This window comes from Glutamicibacter sp. NPDC087673 (assembly GCF_044743255.1).
Taxonomy (GTDB): domain Bacteria; phylum Actinomycetota; class Actinomycetes; order Actinomycetales; family Micrococcaceae; genus Glutamicibacter.
Genome location: NZ_JBIUWB010000002.1, coordinates 576,966 through 593,795 on the forward strand (window position 1 = coordinate 576,966; position 16,830 = coordinate 593,795).

10 protein-coding genes are annotated in these 16,830 nt (G+C 59.1%); 8 read left to right on the forward strand and 2 right to left on the reverse strand.

The window, feature by feature from the left end; genetic code table 11:
- Positions 1 to 22 precede the first annotated feature (22 nt).
- Positions 23 to 754, forward strand: coding sequence for a DUF3159 domain-containing protein (locus ACIOTL_RS07060; RefSeq protein ID WP_400342209.1), 732 nt, complete (start codon positions 23 to 25; stop codon positions 752 to 754).
- On the opposite strand, the gene ACIOTL_RS07065 is transcribed toward ACIOTL_RS07060, so the two are convergent.
- Positions 751 to 1,416, reverse strand: a complete 666-nt coding sequence (locus ACIOTL_RS07065) for a TrkA family potassium uptake protein (protein WP_105656752.1) — start codon at positions 1,414 to 1,416, stop codon at positions 751 to 753. The genes ACIOTL_RS07060 and ACIOTL_RS07065 overlap by 4 nt on opposite strands.
- A 16-nt stretch (positions 1,417 to 1,432) precedes the next feature.
- Complete coding sequence (locus tag ACIOTL_RS07070) at positions 1,433 to 2,110, reverse strand: TrkA family potassium uptake protein (RefSeq protein WP_133834263.1); 678 nt, start codon at positions 2,108 to 2,110, stop codon at positions 1,433 to 1,435.
- Between the two features lie 145 nt (positions 2,111 to 2,255).
- Here ACIOTL_RS07070 and ACIOTL_RS07075 point away from each other — a divergent pair, with 145 nt between their 5' ends.
- The 7 genes from ACIOTL_RS07075 (at position 2,256) to ACIOTL_RS07105 (ending at position 16,733) form a co-directional block, all read left to right on the forward strand.
- On the forward strand, positions 2,256 to 4,250 hold the full coding sequence (locus ACIOTL_RS07075; protein ID WP_400342210.1) for an APC family permease: 1,995 nt from the start codon (positions 2,256 to 2,258) through the stop codon (positions 4,248 to 4,250).
- Between the two features lie 30 nt (positions 4,251 to 4,280).
- Entirely contained in the window at positions 4,281 to 5,603 is a 1,323-nt protein-coding gene (locus tag ACIOTL_RS07080) for a class I SAM-dependent RNA methyltransferase (RefSeq protein ID WP_388022412.1), read from the forward strand.
- 164 nt (positions 5,604 to 5,767) lie between these two features.
- Entirely contained in the window at positions 5,768 to 8,503 is a 2,736-nt protein-coding gene (acnA, locus tag ACIOTL_RS07085) for an aconitate hydratase AcnA (RefSeq protein ID WP_400342211.1), read from the forward strand.
- A 224-nt stretch (positions 8,504 to 8,727) separates the two neighbouring features.
- Positions 8,728 to 10,242 carry an N-6 DNA methylase gene (locus ACIOTL_RS07090; protein ID WP_400342212.1) on the forward strand — a complete coding sequence of 505 codons (1,515 nt, stop codon included), beginning with the start codon at positions 8,728 to 8,730 and terminating at the stop codon, positions 10,240 to 10,242.
- A complete protein-coding gene (locus ACIOTL_RS07095; protein ID WP_400342213.1) occupies positions 10,235 to 11,410 on the forward strand; it encodes a hypothetical protein in 1,176 nt (391 codons plus the stop codon). The genes ACIOTL_RS07090 and ACIOTL_RS07095 overlap by 8 nt, the downstream gene beginning before the upstream one ends.
- 1 nt (position 11,411) lies before the next feature.
- Positions 11,412 to 14,486, forward strand: coding sequence for a type I restriction endonuclease subunit R (locus tag ACIOTL_RS07100; RefSeq protein ID WP_400342215.1), 3,075 nt, complete (start codon positions 11,412 to 11,414; stop codon positions 14,484 to 14,486).
- A 69-nt stretch (positions 14,487 to 14,555) separates the two neighbouring features.
- Positions 14,556 to 16,733: a hypothetical protein gene (locus tag ACIOTL_RS07105; RefSeq protein WP_400342216.1), complete on the forward strand. Its 2,178-nt coding sequence runs from the start codon at positions 14,556 to 14,558 to the stop codon at positions 16,731 to 16,733.
- Positions 16,734 to 16,830 lie beyond the last annotated feature (97 nt).

The following is a 16,830-nucleotide window of genomic DNA, read 5'->3' on the forward strand; positions in this document are numbered from 1 at the left end:
TGGCGTCTAACTGGAAGAAAACATGATGAACAACGACGAATCGCGTCCGGAAGATGGATCCACGCCGGAAGCAAAGCATCCAAGCTTCGCGGAAATGATTGGCTCGAACGCCAACATCGCGCAAAATGCCGACGGCGGGATAGATCTGCTCTCCACCGTCGGTGGCGTGCGCGGAATCCTGGAAACGGTGCTTCCCGGTTTCGTGTTCATCATGGTCTTCGCGCTGACCTCCAATCTGGGCTGGGGGCTGATCGCTTCGATCAGTCTTGGCGTGGTGTTCATGATCATCCGCCTAGCCAAGCGCTCGACGCTGATCCAGGCCGGCTCCGGGCTGATCGGCATCCTGATCTGCGCCTTCGCCGCACGCAATTCAGGCAATGCCAAGGACTACTACATTCCAGGGTTCTACGTATCGGCCGCCTACTTGGCGGGATTGCTGATTTCGGTGATGGCCCGCTGGCCGCTGATCGGTCTGCTCTTCGCGTTCATCCGCAACGAAGGCACCGAGTGGCGCAAGAAACCCGGGCGTTTGCGCCGCTACCAGGTGGCCACCTGGATCATCATTGCTGTTTTCGCGCTGCGCCTTGCAGTGCAGATCCCGATGTACATCGCAGATGACGTCGTGGCCTTGGGCTTGGCCCGCGCCTTGATGGGGGTGCCGCTGTATGCAGCGGGGCTCTGGTTTGCCTGGCTGGTCTCGAAGCCTGCAGCAGAAGCCAGCAACGGGACCAGCCCTCCAGCACAAGCCGTCTAGCGGGTGGCGTCGCGCAGCGTGCGGCGCAACAAGGCTTCGGCTTGCGGGGTGGTGATGAAGAAGATTTCATCGCCACCCTCAATCACATCATCGGCACTGGGCGGGAACGGCGTCTTATCGCGAACCACTGCCATCATGGTGGTGTCTTCGGGCCAGGAGATGCGCCCGATGCTGCGGCCAATCAACGCCGAATCGTGCGGGACGGTGAACTCGACCATGTAGACCTCGCCGGTCTTCAGCGTCAGCAGCCGCACCAGGTCGCCCACCTCCACGGCTTCTTCCACCAGCGCGGTCATCAGCCGCGGGGTGCTGACCGCTACATCTACGCCCCAGGCGTCATCGAACATCCACTCATTCTTCGGATTGTTCACGCGGCCTACGGTGCGCCGGATGCCGAATTCGCTCTTGGCCAGCAACGAGACCACAAGGTTCACCTTGTCATCGCCGGTTGCCGAAACGACCACGTCGTACTCTTCCAGCTGTGCCTGCTGCAAGACAGCTAATTCGCAGGCATCGCCAATCAGCCACTTCACCGCTTCCAGGTCGGCGCGCTCGGCCATTTCCGGCTGCAGGTCGATAAGCAGGACTTCGTGATGGTTGATCACAAGTTCGCGGGCAATGGAGGAACCGACCGAGCCGGCCCCGGCAATCATGACCTTCATGGGGGTGCCTCTCAGATTATTCGTTGGCCTGCGCAGCCGGCGGGCTGGCAAGGATTTTTTCGATGTCCTTCGACTCATCGAGCCGCATCATCACGTGCACCAGGTCGCCGCCCTGCAATCGGGTGCGGCTCTCGGGGATGGTGCCTTCGCCGAAGCGGGTCAGATAGGCCACTCGTACCCCGGCGGCCGCTTCCAGCTCCTTGACCAGCCGTCCATACCAGTCGCGGTGCAGGGCAACTTCGGAAAGCACCAGGCGCCCCGATGGCTCCCGGAAGTCCCCGCGCATCGAATAGTCGGGCAGGATCCGGCGCAGCACCTGATCGGTGCTCCAACGGACCGCGGCCACGGTGGGGATACCCAGGCGCTGGTAGATCTCGGCGCGCCCTGGATCGTAGATGCGGGCCACGACATGGGGGACGTTATAGGTTTCGCGCGATACGCGAGTGGCGAGAATGTTGGAATTATCACCGCTGGATACGGCGGCGAAGGCATAGGCCTCATCGATTTTGGCAGCTTCCAGGGTGTCCTTGTCGAACCCCATGCCGGTCACCGTGGAACCTGAGAAGCCTTTGCTCAGCCGGCGGAAGGCATGCGGGTCCTGGTCAATGACTGCCACGGAATGCCCCGCTGAATCCAGCGTGTGGGCGAGCGAGACACCGACGCGTCCGCACCCCATGATCACGAAATGTGCCACCGAGAACTCCTTGGGTCTACTGCTTGCTGCATGTCCAGTGGCGCACACAAGCTGTGTGCTCCGAATGCAACAATAGCGCTGATCGCACCCAGTTTATCGGTGGTGCAGCACCCATGTGCCTTGCACCCTGCGATAACGTTGTGTCGTGCCTGCATTATTTGACGGTCTGAAGCGGATCTTGGTGGGCCGGCCTTTCAGAACTGAACAGCTGAAAAAGAAGCCGTTGCCACCTAACGTCGCGTTGCCGATTTTCTCGTCCAGCGCCCTGTCGTCCTTGGCGTACGCGCCAGACGAAATCTTGCTGACGCTGGCCATTGCGGGCATCGCGGCCACTGCGCTTTCGCCGATGGTCGGACTTGCTGTCCTTGCCGTGCTGGTGGTGCTGGTGCTGTCCTACCGGCAATCGGTCATGGAGTACCCCTCTGGCGGTGGCGACTACGAGATCGTGAAGAAGAACCTGGGTGCGCGCCCGGGAACAGCGGTCGCCGCTGCGCTGCTGGTCGACTTCGTGCTCACCGTTGCTGTGTCCAGCTCATCAGCTGCCCTGTACCTCGCCGCCATTTTCCCGGCAGTGGCCGAGTACAAGGCTTGGGTGGCTGCTGGCCTTGTCGCATTCCTCGTGGTCGGTAATCTGCGCGGCAGGGGACAAGGGCGCTGGACCCTGGCCATTCCGGTCTACCTCTTCGTGATCGGCATGCTGCTGCTGGTCGCTATCGGCGGGGTGATGGCGCTGACCGGTACCCTCGGGCTTGCCCCGAGCGCGGATTTCACGATTGTGCCGGAAGAAGAGTTTGCCAATGGGCTGCACGGTGTCGTCGGTGCATTGCTGATCCTGCGTGCTTTCAGTACGGGTTCGGCGGCGCTGACCGGTATCGAGGTCCCGATCTCGAACGTGCAGACCCTGGCCAAACCGCGGGCCAAGAACGCGGCGCGGATCCTGCTGGTGCTGGGCCTGCTCTCCGGGGTGCTGACACTTGGCACGCTGATGCTTGCCCGTGCCACCGGCATCAAGGTCGTCGCCGACCCGCAGGCCTCATTCTTGCTCGACGGTGCGCCGATCCCTGAAGGGTTTGTGCAGGTCCCGGTCCTTGGCCAGCTGGCGCAAGCCGTGTTCGGCAATTTCACCTTCGGCCTGGTCATTGTTTCGGTGCTGACCATTGCCGTGCTGCTGCTGGCCGGAAACCAGGCCTTCAACTCCTTCCCCCTGCTGGCCAGCCATCTGGCTACCGACGGCTTCCTGCCACGCCAGCTGCGTACCCGCGGTGATCGGCTAGGCTTCTCCAACGGCATATTGTCCCTGGGCGTTGCCGCGATTGCGCTGGTGCTGCTGTTCCAAGGCGATGTCACCTTGCTGGTCCAGCTCTACGTGGTGGGCGTGTTCGTTTCCTTTACGCTCAGCCAGCTGGCCATGCTCAAGCACTGGAAACGCGTGCTGGTTCCCATTGCCGACCGCAGGATCCGTGCGGCCAAGCAGCGCAAGCGCCTGCTGAACCTGGTGGGCCTGGTCCTATCGGCACTGGTGCTGGTGGTCGTCTTGGCCACCCGCTTGGTCCACGGCGCGTGGTTGGCCGTGCTGGGCATTGCGGTCTTGATGGTGATCATGGATTCGCTGCAGCGCCACTACCAGAAAGTTGACGACGAGCTGGCGGTGGATGAGGACGTTGCCGCTACGGCTCTGCCCTCCCGGGTGCATGCACTGGTGCTGGTCTCCACCGTGCGCAAGCCGGTGCTGCGGGCCTTGGCCTTCGCACGAGCTTCGCGTCCCTCGAAGCTCGAAGCAATCATCGTGGATGTGGAACGAAGCAAAACCGAAAAGACCCTCCGGGACTGGGAACGCCTGCAGATTCCGGTGCCGATCACCGCCCTGGCTTCTCCGTACCGCGATATCCCCGGGGCGCTGATTGAGCATATTCGTTCCATCAAGCGTGAATCCCCGCGGGAACTGATCGTCGTGTACATCCCTGAATACGTAGTGGGCCACTGGTGGGAACAGCTGGTGCACAACCAAACCGCTTTACGAGTGAAAAACCGGCTGCACTATGAACCGGGCGTCTTGATCGCCTCGGTTCCATGGCGCTTGCTCAGTGCTTCGCATGCCCTGGGCGGCGGGCCGACCGAAGAATCTTCGGCACACCGCTGAATTCAATGCTTCTGATGAAAGACAAGATCGATGACTGAAATACCAATGCTCACCGTCCTCCTGGGCAAGATTGCCCATGGCGGCCACACCGTCGCCCGCCATGAGGGCCGCGTGATCTTCGTGCGCCACGGCATTCCCGGAGAGCTGGTGAATGTGCGCCTGACGGACAGTGCGCCGGAGGCCAAATTCTGGCGTGCCGACGTCGCCGAGGTGCTCGAAGCCAGCGAGCACCGCGTGCCCCACTTCTGGGATGCCGCTGATGCCCTGAAGCATCGTGACCCGGTGGGTGGCGCAGAGTTCGGCCACATCACCCTTGAACACCAGCGTGAGCTGAAGTCGCAGGTTGCTGCCGAACAGATGACCCGTCTGGGCGGCCTGAAGGCTGAGGACTACAACTTCCCTGCGGTGCAAGCGGTCAAGGGCGCGGCCGACGGCCTGGGCTGGCGTACCCGGATGTCCTATTCGGTGGACGCCCAGGGCAAGCTCGCGATGAGCGCATTCCGCAGCAACCAGTTGACCGGCATCGCGCAGATGCCCTTGGCCCATCCGGCTATCGAGGCCACCGGCTTGTACTCTGTGGACTACAGCGGAATCGAGCGTGTCGAGGCCGCGGTATCCAGCCAGGATGACCAGACCGTGCTGATCCTGCTGGCCGAAGCAAATGCCGGCGCCGCGGCAAAGGTGGCAAAGCAGTTCCCGGAGGGTGTCAATGTCGCCGCTTTCAGCCAGCGGGGCGGCTCGGCGGCTGACGGCAAAGGCAGCTTGCAGACGTTGGCCGGTTCGGCGTTCCTGACCGAAAAGGTACTGGGGGAGAAGTTCCGGATTACCGGTGAAGGATTCTGGCAGGTGCATCGAGAGGCGGCCAGCCTGCTTTCCCAGCGCGTAGTTGAACTGACCGAGCCAGCCGCTGGCGAGCAAATCGCCGACCTCTATGCGGGTGCTGGCTTGTTCTCCGTCCCGTTGGCTAAGGCAGTTGGCTCCCAGGGCCGGGTCTTCTCAATTGAAGGCGCTCCGGGCACGCATGCCGATGCGAAGAAGAATCTGCGCTCCTATTCGCAGGCCACGGTGATCCGAGGCCGTGTTGAGCGAGTGTTACGGCAGGTCGCCGGGGATGCCTCCCTGGACGCCGTGGTACTTGACCCGCCCCGCACCGGGATCGATAAGCAGGTGGCTGCGGAGCTGGCTTCCATTGCTGCATCCCGGATTTGTTACGTGTCCTGCGACCCTGCGGCTTTCGCCCGTGATACCGCGCGTTTGATGGGACGCGGCTACGAATTAGAGCATATGGAGATTCACGATTTGTACCCGCATACCCACCATATGGAGTCCATCGGGCTCTTCGTGCGCCGTTAAACACCTGAAATTGTCCGATTAGACACGAATTCGGATGAAAATTTATTCCGAGGAGTCTTTTTATGAGCTTAGGCGATAGACTGTTTTTAGCTCTGCCACGCTAGGAGCCTGACTATCTCAGTTAGGAACTCCTAACTGGAATTACAGTGTGCGTGTGCAACAGAATGAGTGTCTGGCGAGAGGAGTCCCACGTGAGCAATGTGGACAGCTTCGGTGCCAAGGGCGTACTTGACGTCAATGGAACCGAATACGAAATTTACCGACTAAATACGGTTGAAGGCTCGGACAGCCTTCCTTACAGCCTTAAGGTTCTTCTTGAGAACCTGCTTCGCACCGAAGACGGCGCGAACGTAACCAACGAGCACATCAATGCACTGGGTCAGTGGGATGCTTCGGCTCAGCCGAACACCGAAATCCAGTTCACCCCTGCACGTGTGCTGATGCAGGACTTCACCGGCGTGCCTTGTGTCGTTGACTTGGCAACCATGCGCGAGGCCGTCAAGGACCTCGGCGGTGACCCAACCCGCGTTAACCCGCTGGCACCAGCCGAAATGGTCATCGACCACTCCGTGCAGATCGACACCTTCGGTTTCGAAGGCGCTGTCGAGCGCAACATGGAGATCGAGTACCAGCGCAACGGCGAGCGTTACCAGTTCCTGCGCTGGGGCCAGACTGCATTCGATGACTTCAAGGTCGTCCCACCGGGCACCGGTATCGTGCACCAGGTCAACATCGAGTACCTGGCACGCACCGTCATGACCCGCGAGGTCAACGGCGTACTGCGCGCTTACCCGGATAGCTGCGTAGGCACCGACTCCCACACCACCATGGTCAACGGCCTGGGCGTGCTGGGTTGGGGCGTTGGCGGCATCGAAGCCGAGGCAGCAATGCTCGGCCAGCCTGTCTCCATGCTGATCCCACGCGTTGTCGGCTTCAAGCTGGCTGGCTCGATCCCAGCTGGCGCCACCGCAACCGACGTGGTGCTGACCATCACCGAAATGCTGCGCAAGCACGGCGTTGTTGGCAAGTTCGTTGAGTTCTACGGCGAAGGCGTGGCAGCAGTGCCACTGGCCAACCGTGCAACCATCGGCAACATGTCCCCAGAATTCGGCTCCACTGCCGCGATGTTCCCGATCGACGATGTCACCCTCGACTACCTGCGCCTGACCGGCCGCAGCGACGAGAACGTGGCACTGGTCGAGGCTTACGCCAAGGAACAGGGCATGTGGCACGATCCAAGCCGCGAGATCCGTTTCTCGGAATACCTCGAGCTGGATCTGTCGACCGTGGTTCCATCGATCGCCGGCCCGAAGCGTCCACAGGACCGCATCGAGCTGTCTTCCTCGAAGGAACAGTTCCGCAAGGACCTGCACAACTACGTATCGAACGCCGACGACACCCAGGGCGCTGGCCGCCCGTCGGTAGCCGTCGATGTCACCAAGGAAGATGGCACCCAGTTCACCCTGGACCACGGCCTGGTTTCGATCGCTTCGATCACCTCGTGCACCAACACCTCCAACCCTTCGGTCATGCTGGCCGCAGCCGTACTGGCTCGCAACGCAGCTGACAAGGGCCTGACCTCCAAGCCATGGGTCAAGACTTCGGTCGCGCCAGGCTCGAAGGTCGTTACCGAGTACTACGAGAAGTCCGGCCTGCTGCCATACCTGGAGAAGCTCGGCTTCTTCGTTGTGGGCTACGGTTGCGCAACGTGCATCGGCAACTCCGGTCCACTGGATGCCGAGATCTCCGAGGCCATCAACGCCAACGACCTCGCAGCTACCGCAGTTCTTTCGGGTAACCGCAACTTCGAAGGCCGCATCAACCCAGACGTGAAGATGAACTACCTGGCTTCCCCGCCACTGGTCATCGCCTACGCACTGGCTGGCACCATGGACTTCGACTTCGAGACCGACGCACTGGGCCAGGACGCCGAGGGCAACGATGTCTTCCTGAAGGACATCTGGCCATCGCCTGTCGAGGTCCAGGAAATCATTGACTCGTCGATCGACAAGGAAATGTTCGCCAAGGGCTACGACGGAGTCTTCGAAGGGGACGCTCGCTGGAAGGCGCTGGACACCCCGGAGGGTTCGACCTTCGCATGGGACGAGAAGTCGACCTACGCACGCAAGGCACCGTACTTCGACGGCATGACCGCCGAGCCGCAGCCAGTCCAGGACATCAGCGGCGCTCGCGTGCTGCTGAAGCTGGGCGACTCGGTGACCACCGACCACATCTCGCCTGCAGGTTCGTTCAAGTCGGAAACCCCGGCTGGCCGCTACCTGATCGAGAACGGCGTGGATCGCAAGGACTTCAACTCCTACGGCTCGCGCCGTGGCAACCACGAAGTCATGATCCGCGGTACCTTCGCCAACATCCGCATCAAGAACCAGCTGCTGGACGGCGTCGAGGGTGGCTTCACCCGCGACTTCACCCAGGCTGATGCTCCGCAGGCTTACGTCTACGACGCTGCAGAGAACTACAAGGCTGCCGGCACCCCGCTGGTCGTTCTTGGCGGCAAGGAATACGGCTCGGGCTCCTCGCGTGACTGGGCTGCCAAGGGCACCGCATTGCTGGGCGTCAAGGCCGTCATCACCGAATCATTCGAGCGTATCCACCGCTCGAACCTGATCGGCATGGGCGTTCTGCCGCTGCAGTTCCCAGAGGGCGAATCCGCTGATTCGCTGGGTCTGACCGGTACCGAGACCTTCGCTGTCTCCGGCGTGACCGAGCTGAACAACGGCACCACCCCGAAGACCCTGAAGGTTACCGCAACCGCACAAGACGGCAAGGTTACCGAGTTCGACGCAGTTCTGCGCATCGACACCCCAGGTGAAGCTGACTACTACCGCAACGGTGGCATCCTGCAGTACGTACTTCGGCAAATTGCCGGTAGTAACTAATCGGCTCGAACATGAATTGATTCGACCGTTGATAAAGTATCTGCGGTTATCGCTCTAGAGTCTCACAGATGCGGCCCGTCAGGCATTGTCCTGGCGGGCCGCTTCTGTGTGCATGGTTCTAGGCCGAGGGCGATAACGATGTTTTGGGCCGCTGAATTTCCATGTAATGTCGGCGCTTTCGTCCATAATTAGAAGTACTAAATCTAGCGAAAGACCTCCACACTGTGACGATCACCCAGCAAGAGCTCGAATCCCGGCTATGGGACGCGGCTAACGCACTCCGCGGCCCAGTCGACCCGGCCGACTTCAAGACTTACGTATTCCCGATGCTGTTTTGGAAGTGGATCAGCGACACCTGGGTCTACGAGCATAATGAGGCACTCGACGAGTACGGCGACGACCTCGACGACGAGATCGAGGCCGACTTCCACCGCTTCGAGATGCCCACTGGCACCCTGTGGAGCGAAGTCACCGGAACGGTCGTGAACCTCGGCTCTGAGATCGCGAAGAACTTCCAACGGATCCAGAAGGCGAACCCGAGGACTCTGGCTGGGGTGTTCGGCGACGCGGTTTGGGGTAACGAGGAGCGTATCCCGGTCTCGGCCTTGCTCGCGCTGATCAAGGCATTTAATCGGATCAAGCTCGATCCTTCGACTGTTTCTCACGATTTGCTCGGTGCTGGGTACGAGTACCTTCTGAAGAACTTTGCTGACGAGTCCGGCAAGAAGGCGGGGGAGTTCTTCACGCCCCGCGAGGTGGTCAATCTTCTTGTCGGGATCCTCCAGCCGGAGCCCGGCGAATCCGTGTACGACCCGACCTGCGGTTCGGGAGGCATGCTCGTCGCCACGATTAATCAACTGCGGGAGTCCGGCAAGGACCACCGCACTCTGAGGGTCTACGGCCAGGAGATCAACCTGACCACCGCGTCGATTGCGCGGATGAACTTGTTCCTGCATGAGATCGAAGACTTCGATATCAAGCGGGGAGACACCCTTCGTAAGCCGGCGTTCAAGGACACAGCGGGCGCAGTCCGTACATTTGACGCGGTGATCGCCAATCCACCGTTCTCGCTGACGAATTGGGGAGCCGATTTATGGGCCACGGACCCGCGGGCCAGGTTCGGAGTACCGCCGGCCCAGAACGGTGACTTCGCGTTCGTGCAGCACATGGTCTCGTCAATGAGCCCCGGCACCGGCCGAGTGGGTGTCGTCATGCCGCACGGTGTGCTGTTCCGCGGCGGGGCCGAGGCGAAGATTCGGCAGCGGCTCATAGAGAAGGACCTACTGGAGGCTGTGGTCGGACTGCCGCCAAACCTGTTTTACTCGACCTCGATCCCGGCGTGCCTGCTGATCTTCCGTGACCAGAAGCCCGCGGAGCGGAAGAGCCATGTCCTCTTCGTCGACGGCTCGGCCCGCTTCGTTAAGGGCAAGAACCAGAATGTCATGTCGTCGGACGACGTTAATACGCTCGTTGAGGCATACCGGACTGGCAACGATCCTGATGGCGAGGCAGGCGCGAACGTACGACTCGTCCCATTAGCCGAAATCGAGGCGAACGGCTTCGACCTCAACATTGGTCGATACATCAAAGTCGCTGCCGAGGAGATCGCAGACCTGGGTACTGTGCTCGTCGCCTACGCCGACGCACGCCAGCACCGCATCGACACCGAAGCGGTAATGTTCGAGCGCCTCGCTGCGGCAGGCATCGACTTGAGCATGTTTGAGGTGCCCAGTGAGTGAATGGGAGCAGACTACGCTGGGAGCGCTTTTTGCTGTGGACAACGCCAAACTGGGCGTTCACGTTGATGAACCCACGGTGATGAGCCTTTCGAAGTACGATGGCTTCGTCCGTGCCGACGAATACTTTGACAAGCGAATTGCATCATCGAAGTTGGACGGCTATAAGGTCGTGGAGCCAGGGGAGTGGGCCTTCTCAACCATTCACATTGATGAAGGGTCGATAGCGCGAAACAACCTTGGCGAGCGGGGTGTCATCAGCCCGATGTACACCACGATGCGGTTCGTCGCGACTGACTGCGTGCCGGAATACGCAGAACTCCTAGTTCGTCAGCCCGGTATGCTGACTGAATACTCACGCCGAGCCCAAGGTTCCATCAACCGGCGTCGGAGCCTTCCGTTCAAGGCATTTGCTCAGATCGAAGTGACCCTCCCGACTCTAGCTGAACAGCGTCGCATCATCGATGTCATGGCCGCAGCAGACGCGCAGATCGAGGCGCTGGAGGAAGAAACTGCACAGACTTGGGGCCTGCTCTCAGCCATACGCAATGACTTCTTGTCTTCAGCGCCACGCGTCCCGCTGAACGAGGTTTGTGACATACGCGCTGGCCTCGTAGATCCACGATTGGAAGAATACGCGTCGCTACTTCACGTTGGTGTGGACTCGATGGAGAAGAACACAGGGCGCATCATCGGTGCACGGAGTGCGCGAGAAGATGGCCTGATAAGTGGCAAGTACCTTTTTGAGCCCGGCGACGTCATCTATTCAAAGATTCGACCTGTGCTCCGTAAAGTGAGTGCACCAGACTTTCGCGGACTGTGCTCCGCAGACGCTTACCCGCTCCGTCCAAAAGGTAGCCTGTCCGCATCACTTCTCCGCGAATCATTGCTCTTTGAACCCGTAGTTGAGCAGGTGGTGAAAATGTCAGGGCGGACTAAGATGCCTAAGGTCAATCGCAAAGAGTTATTCTCCGTTAATGTTCCCATTCCGGAAGTTGAGGCTCGCTCCAAAATTGACTCGGTGCTTCTCGCGCTTCGTGCCGAGGCTGAGGTCCTCGAAGCCGAATTGGCCCACCTGCGCACGTTCCGCTCAACTCTCCTGGCGTCTCTCCTCAACCACGAGATCGAAATCCCCGAGTCGTACAACGCTCTCCTGGAAGGAATCTCTTGATATGGCATGGACAGAATCGTCCACGATCCAGCGGTCTCTGCTCGAATGGGCCGAAGAAGCTGGCTGGGAGCACTTCCTCGGTAACGCGCTTCCGCGTGATGAGCACGATGTCATCATTGAAGACTGGGCCCGAGAGGCGCTGCTTGCGCTGAATCCCGAGCTTGTCGACGATCCCGAGTCAGCGGAGCTGGTGCTCCACGAGCTTAACCAGGCCGTACTTGATGCGCATAACGGTCTGGTGGCAGCCAATGAGCTGGTGACTGTAATGTTGCGAGGCGATCATTCGTTCCCGACCATCAACGGCAAGCACGTACCCCGCCGGTTGATCGATTTCGAATGCCTCGAGAACAACCGACTCACTGTCGCCGACGAAGTTACCATCGCAGGCGCGGTGAAGCCTCGTCGGTTCGACATCGTGTACTACGTCAACGGGTTCCCGCTTGTCGTCGCCGAGACGAAGACGCCAGTGAAGCAGCAAGTCTCGTGGGTAAACGCCGCGAAGGACATCCACGACGTCTACGAGGAGGAGTACCCGAACTTCTTCGCGACGAACGTTTTCAACGTCGCCACCGAGGGCCTCGAGCTCCGCATGGCCCCGATCCGTGCTGTCCCGGATCCGGAGTCGGAGATCTGGGCACCGTGGGGATCGACCGAGGACGACCCAAAGATCGTCACTGGGCCGGCGCGCGTCGAACGCGCGGCCCGGCTGCTGCTGCGGCCGGAGACGATTCTTCCGATCCTCAAAGACCTGGTGATGTACCGACATGCGCGGGACGCCTCAGAGATCGACATCAAGTTCCTGCCGCGCTATCCACAGTTCGAAGCTGCGCTGGGGATTCACCAGAAGGTCCTCGATGACCGCCCTGGTGGGCTGATCTGGCACCATCAAGGATCAGGCAAGACCGAGCTGATGGCATTCGCCGCGGCGCGACTGCTGCGAGACCCTGCGGTGACGAAGAGATTCAACGGGTCACCAACAGTGATCGTGATCGCCGACCGGAAAGATCTAGTTCGACAGACCGCAGAGATGTTCGAGACCGCCGGTATGCCGCGCATGAATGTTCCCACGGGCCGTCAGGAATTGTTCGCGCTGCTTCGTAGCGGTGAACCCGGGGTCGTCATCACTACGGTGCACAAGTTCGCCGAGGCCGGGCACCTGAACGATCGATCTAATATTGTTGTCCTCGTTGACGAGGCTCACCGTTCCCAAGACGGTGATCTGGGGAAAGCATGGCGTAGGGCCGTCCCCAACGCGAAGTTCTTCGGGGCGACCGGAACTGCAATTCAGGATAAGGACCGTTCGACCTTCAAGCTCTTCGGCGATCCAAGCGATCCGGATTTCATCATGTCCAGGTACACGCCCGAACAGTCGATTGCCGACGGATTTACCAAGCCAGTCATCATTGAAGGTCGATCCGTCGGCTTCAGTCTAGATAAGGAAGCCCTGGACGAAGCCTTTGACGAGCTTGCTGCAGACGAGAACCTCGACGAAGATCAAAAAGTCTTCCTGTCCGGCAAGGCATCGCACATTGAGACTATACTTTCCAATCCGGAGCGCGTCGCCGCCGTCTGTGCCGATATCGTTGATCACTTCCTGACGTTCGTTGCGCCGCTGGGGCAGAAGGCGCAGGTCGTCGCCTACAACCAAAAACTTGTCATCGCTTACGCCCGTGCGATCGAAGCGGAGCTGGAGCGCCGCAGCGCTCTTATGTCCGATGGTCAGTTGCGCGAGGTCGGCGTAGTCATGCACGTCAAAGATTCCAAAGAGACTCCGAAGGCGTTCAAAAAGTACATGCTTTCTCCGGAGCAGGAAGAAGCGCTGAAACGCCGTTTCAAGAAGACCGACGATCCAATGTCGTTCATTGTCGTCACAGCTAAATGGATGACTGGATTCAACGCACCCATCGAGGGCGTGCTGTATCTTGATAAGCCAGCCAAGGACGCGAACCTCTTCCAGACGATCACCCGGCCGAACCGACCGTGGAAGAACCCGGTTACCGGCCAGCGCAAAGATTACGGACGCGTCGTTGACTACATCGGGCTTGCGAAGGCCATTGGCAATGCCATTGCCGGCCCGCAGGTCAAGGGCGGTGAGGATGAGGAGGTCAACGTTATCGACGCTTCGAAGCTGGCTGGAAAGTTTGTTGCTGATCTGACGCGTCTGCTACACATATTCAGCGGTATCGACACCGCCGATTCATCGTTCGAGTCGCTTGCTGAAGCACACGAGAGGATCACTGAAGGTAGTTCGCAGCGCACGGTGTTCATCGAGACCTACGTGGCGTTGCAGACGGTGTGGGAGTTCCTAGAACCGCATCCTATGCTGCAACCATTCAAGCCCCAGTACTTCTGGCTGGCGAAGGTGTATGAGTCGATCCGACCCAAGGAAGTCTCCAAAGCGTTCCTGTGGGCGCGCCTCGGTGCAAAGACCACATCGTTGATCCATGGCCATATGAGCGACGTCGCAGTGAAGACAATGCACTCTAAGACTGTCACCCTGGACGCTGCTGGCCTTGCACTGGTGAAGAAGATCGCCGAGCAGCTGAGGCTACCAGATGACGGCTCTGCTGATACTCAATCAGATGACGTCTACCAGGAAGTGCTTGACTCGATCGAGACGCGCCTGAAGCGCCGACTCGCTGACAGCGATAGCCCTGTATACAAATCATTGGCGGAGCGGATCGAGAAGTTGCGTGCCAAAGCTATCGAGAACGTCGAAGACTCGCTGGCGTTCCTGGAAGCAGCGCTGAAGATCGCACAGGATGTCGTTGCAGCTGATCGCGCCGCGGAGCTGGGCGATGAAGAGGAACTGGAACGAATTTCGGATCCGAGACGAGGAGCGCTCACACAAATTGTGGAGGAAAACACTCCTCCTGGACTGCACAAAATCGTTCCAGACATCGCTCTACGGATCGATTCGATCGTTGTTCAGGTTGCGTATACCGGTTGGACATCCAGCGATGCAGGGGACAAGCACGTCCGTCGCGAACTGCGTTCTGCTTTGAAGGACTACAGTCTACCGATCAAGGGAGAGTTGTTCGACCGAACGTATGACTACGTGCGGGAGAACTATTAGGCGTGCTCTGCGCCAACGCTGATAAAGTGACGGCCAACAATGAGCGTGTGGACACTATAGACTTTTGGCATGAAGAAGCTTAAGGTCGAGTTGACCAATTGTCACGGCATTCGATCGCTTGATGCGACACTCGAATTCGGTGACCGAAATGCAGTGGCAATTTACGCGCCCAACGGCACGATGAAGACGTCATTCGCACGGACATTCAAAGACCTCGCCACGGACAAGGAGACCACCGACCGAGTCTTCCCTGACCGCGAGTCTACTCGCTCGATCACTGACGAGAGCGGCCAGTCGCCAGATCCCTGCGACATCGCAGTTGTCCTGTCTTACGACGAAGAGCTCGGCCCGACGGAGTCGACCTCGACCCTGCTCGTCAACCCTAAGCTCCGAAAGGAGTACGAAGCGCTCCAGGTGGAGCTCCTGGATGCCCGCGACGCCTTGGTCAAGGAATTGACTGCACAGGCGGGCACCAACCAGGACGTGATCACGACGATCTCGAAGGTCTTCACCCAGAGCGACGACAAGTTTTACGACGCACTTGTCCGCGTTGCCTACGAAGTTGAACAGCTCGAGGACGCTCGGTTTGCAGACCTACCACACGACCTACTTTTCAACGACAAGGTGGCCACCGCGCTCAAAGGCGCTGACGTTCAGGCACAGCTGGCTGCGTACGTAACTCGACTTAACCAGCTTCTCGACGAGTCCACGTTCTTCAACCGGAGTTCGTTTACCTATTACAACGCCACGAACATTACGAAGAGCCTTGGTGACAACGGCTTCTTCACCGCGAAGCATTCGCTATTACTTCACGGCGAGGATGAGCCCCGCCAGATTACGAGCAATGCCGACCTCCAGGCACTGATCACTGAAGAAAAGAAGCGTATCGGTGATGACGATGCACTGCGAAAGAAGATGGATGGTGTCGAACGTGCGGTCCAGCGCAATCAAGACACACGAAAGTTCTTCGAGTTCATTGCAAATCGGGAAGATCTCCTCCCAGAATTCTCCAATATCCAGATATTCCAACAGGACGTCTGGAAGTCGTACTTCAAGGCTCACGAGGAGGCATTCTTGCGCGTCGTGACGTGCTACAAAGATACGGAGAAGCGTCGCAAGGCTATCGAGCAGCAAGCGGCCACCGAGAGCACCCAGTGGGACAAGGTCATCAAAATCTTCAACGAGCGCTTCTTCGTGCCGTTCACTCTCCGTGCAGAGAACAAGTATCAGGTGGCCCTCGGCCAGGACTCCATGCTCAAGCTTGTCTTCGAGTTTAATGACGGCCAGGAGTCTGCAAGTGTCGAACGGGATGATCTGTTATCAGTGCTTAGCAACGGCGAGAAGAAGGCGCTTTACATCCTCAATGTCCTCTTCGAGATGGAGACGCGCAAGGCCACGGGTCGGGAGACGATCTTCGTCATCGATGACCTTGCCGATTCGTTCGATTACAAGAACAAGTACGCCATCATCCAGTACCTCAAGGAAATGGCTGATCACGCAAACTTCAAACTCATCCTCCTCACTCATAACTTCGATTTCTTCCGCACGCTTCTTAGCCGGAATGTCGTTGGCTATAACAAGTGCTTCATGGCCCAGAAGGGCGAGGCGAAGGTCGCTTTGACTCAGGCCAGCCATGTGAGGAACCCGTTCATCTATGGCTTCAAGAAGAACTTCTTTGGCGACGGCATGCAGCGCATTGCCTCGGTGCCGTTCGTGCGTAACATCCTTGAGTACACTAAGGGCGAGGACGACCCCGACTACTTGAAGCTGACCTCGTTGTTGCATTGGAAGGCCGACTCAGCGAGTATCGACAATGCCGAGCTCGACCGGATCTTTAACGAGACATTTCGTCCAGGTAATAAGAAGAAGTCGTGGAGTGCTGGCACTAAGCCGGTTATCGACCTGCTGCTCGATCAGGCAGAAGTTGCGCTGATTGCAGACGAAGGCATCAACTTCGAGAACAAGATCGTGCTGTCGATTGCTACTCGGATCGTCGCGGAGCAACATATGGTAGTCGTCCTTGCCGACCCGACGTTCACGGAAGGGATTACGGGCAACCAGACCCAGGCGCTCTTCCAAGCGTATAAGAACCGGGGCCACGGGACCGACGAGTCACTCCGGACGCTCGATGACGTCGTGCTCATGACGCCGGAGAACATCCACGTGAACTCGTTCATGTATGAGCCAATCATCGACCTTTCCGACACTGCCCTGCGCGATCTTTACACTCGTGCGAAGAGCCTTTAGGTTCGCTAGCGCTTGCAACGGTTTCAAAGAGTGGAGATTGATGCGAGTGGCAGCGTGTGCAATGATCACGGGATACGTTCCATACCATAGCGACGTA

What these genes read in the sequence shown, in the direction of transcription:
- ACIOTL_RS07060 (WP_400342209.1), top strand. Translation starts at nt 23, where the DNA reads ATGATGAACAACGACGAATCGCGTCCGGAAGATGGATCCACGCCGGAA.
- ACIOTL_RS07065 (WP_105656752.1), bottom strand. Translation starts at nt 1,416, where the DNA reads ATGAAGGTCATGATTGCCGGGGCCGGCTCGGTCGGTTCCTCCATTGCC.
- ACIOTL_RS07080 (WP_388022412.1), top strand. Translation starts at nt 4,281, where the DNA reads ATGACTGAAATACCAATGCTCACCGTCCTCCTGGGCAAGATTGCCCAT.
- acnA (WP_400342211.1), top strand. Translation starts at nt 5,768, where the DNA reads ATGAGTGTCTGGCGAGAGGAGTCCCACGTGAGCAATGTGGACAGCTTC.
- ACIOTL_RS07100 (WP_400342215.1), top strand. Translation starts at nt 11,412, where the DNA reads ATGGCATGGACAGAATCGTCCACGATCCAGCGGTCTCTGCTCGAATGG.
- ACIOTL_RS07105 (WP_400342216.1), top strand. Translation starts at nt 14,556, where the DNA reads ATGAAGAAGCTTAAGGTCGAGTTGACCAATTGTCACGGCATTCGATCG.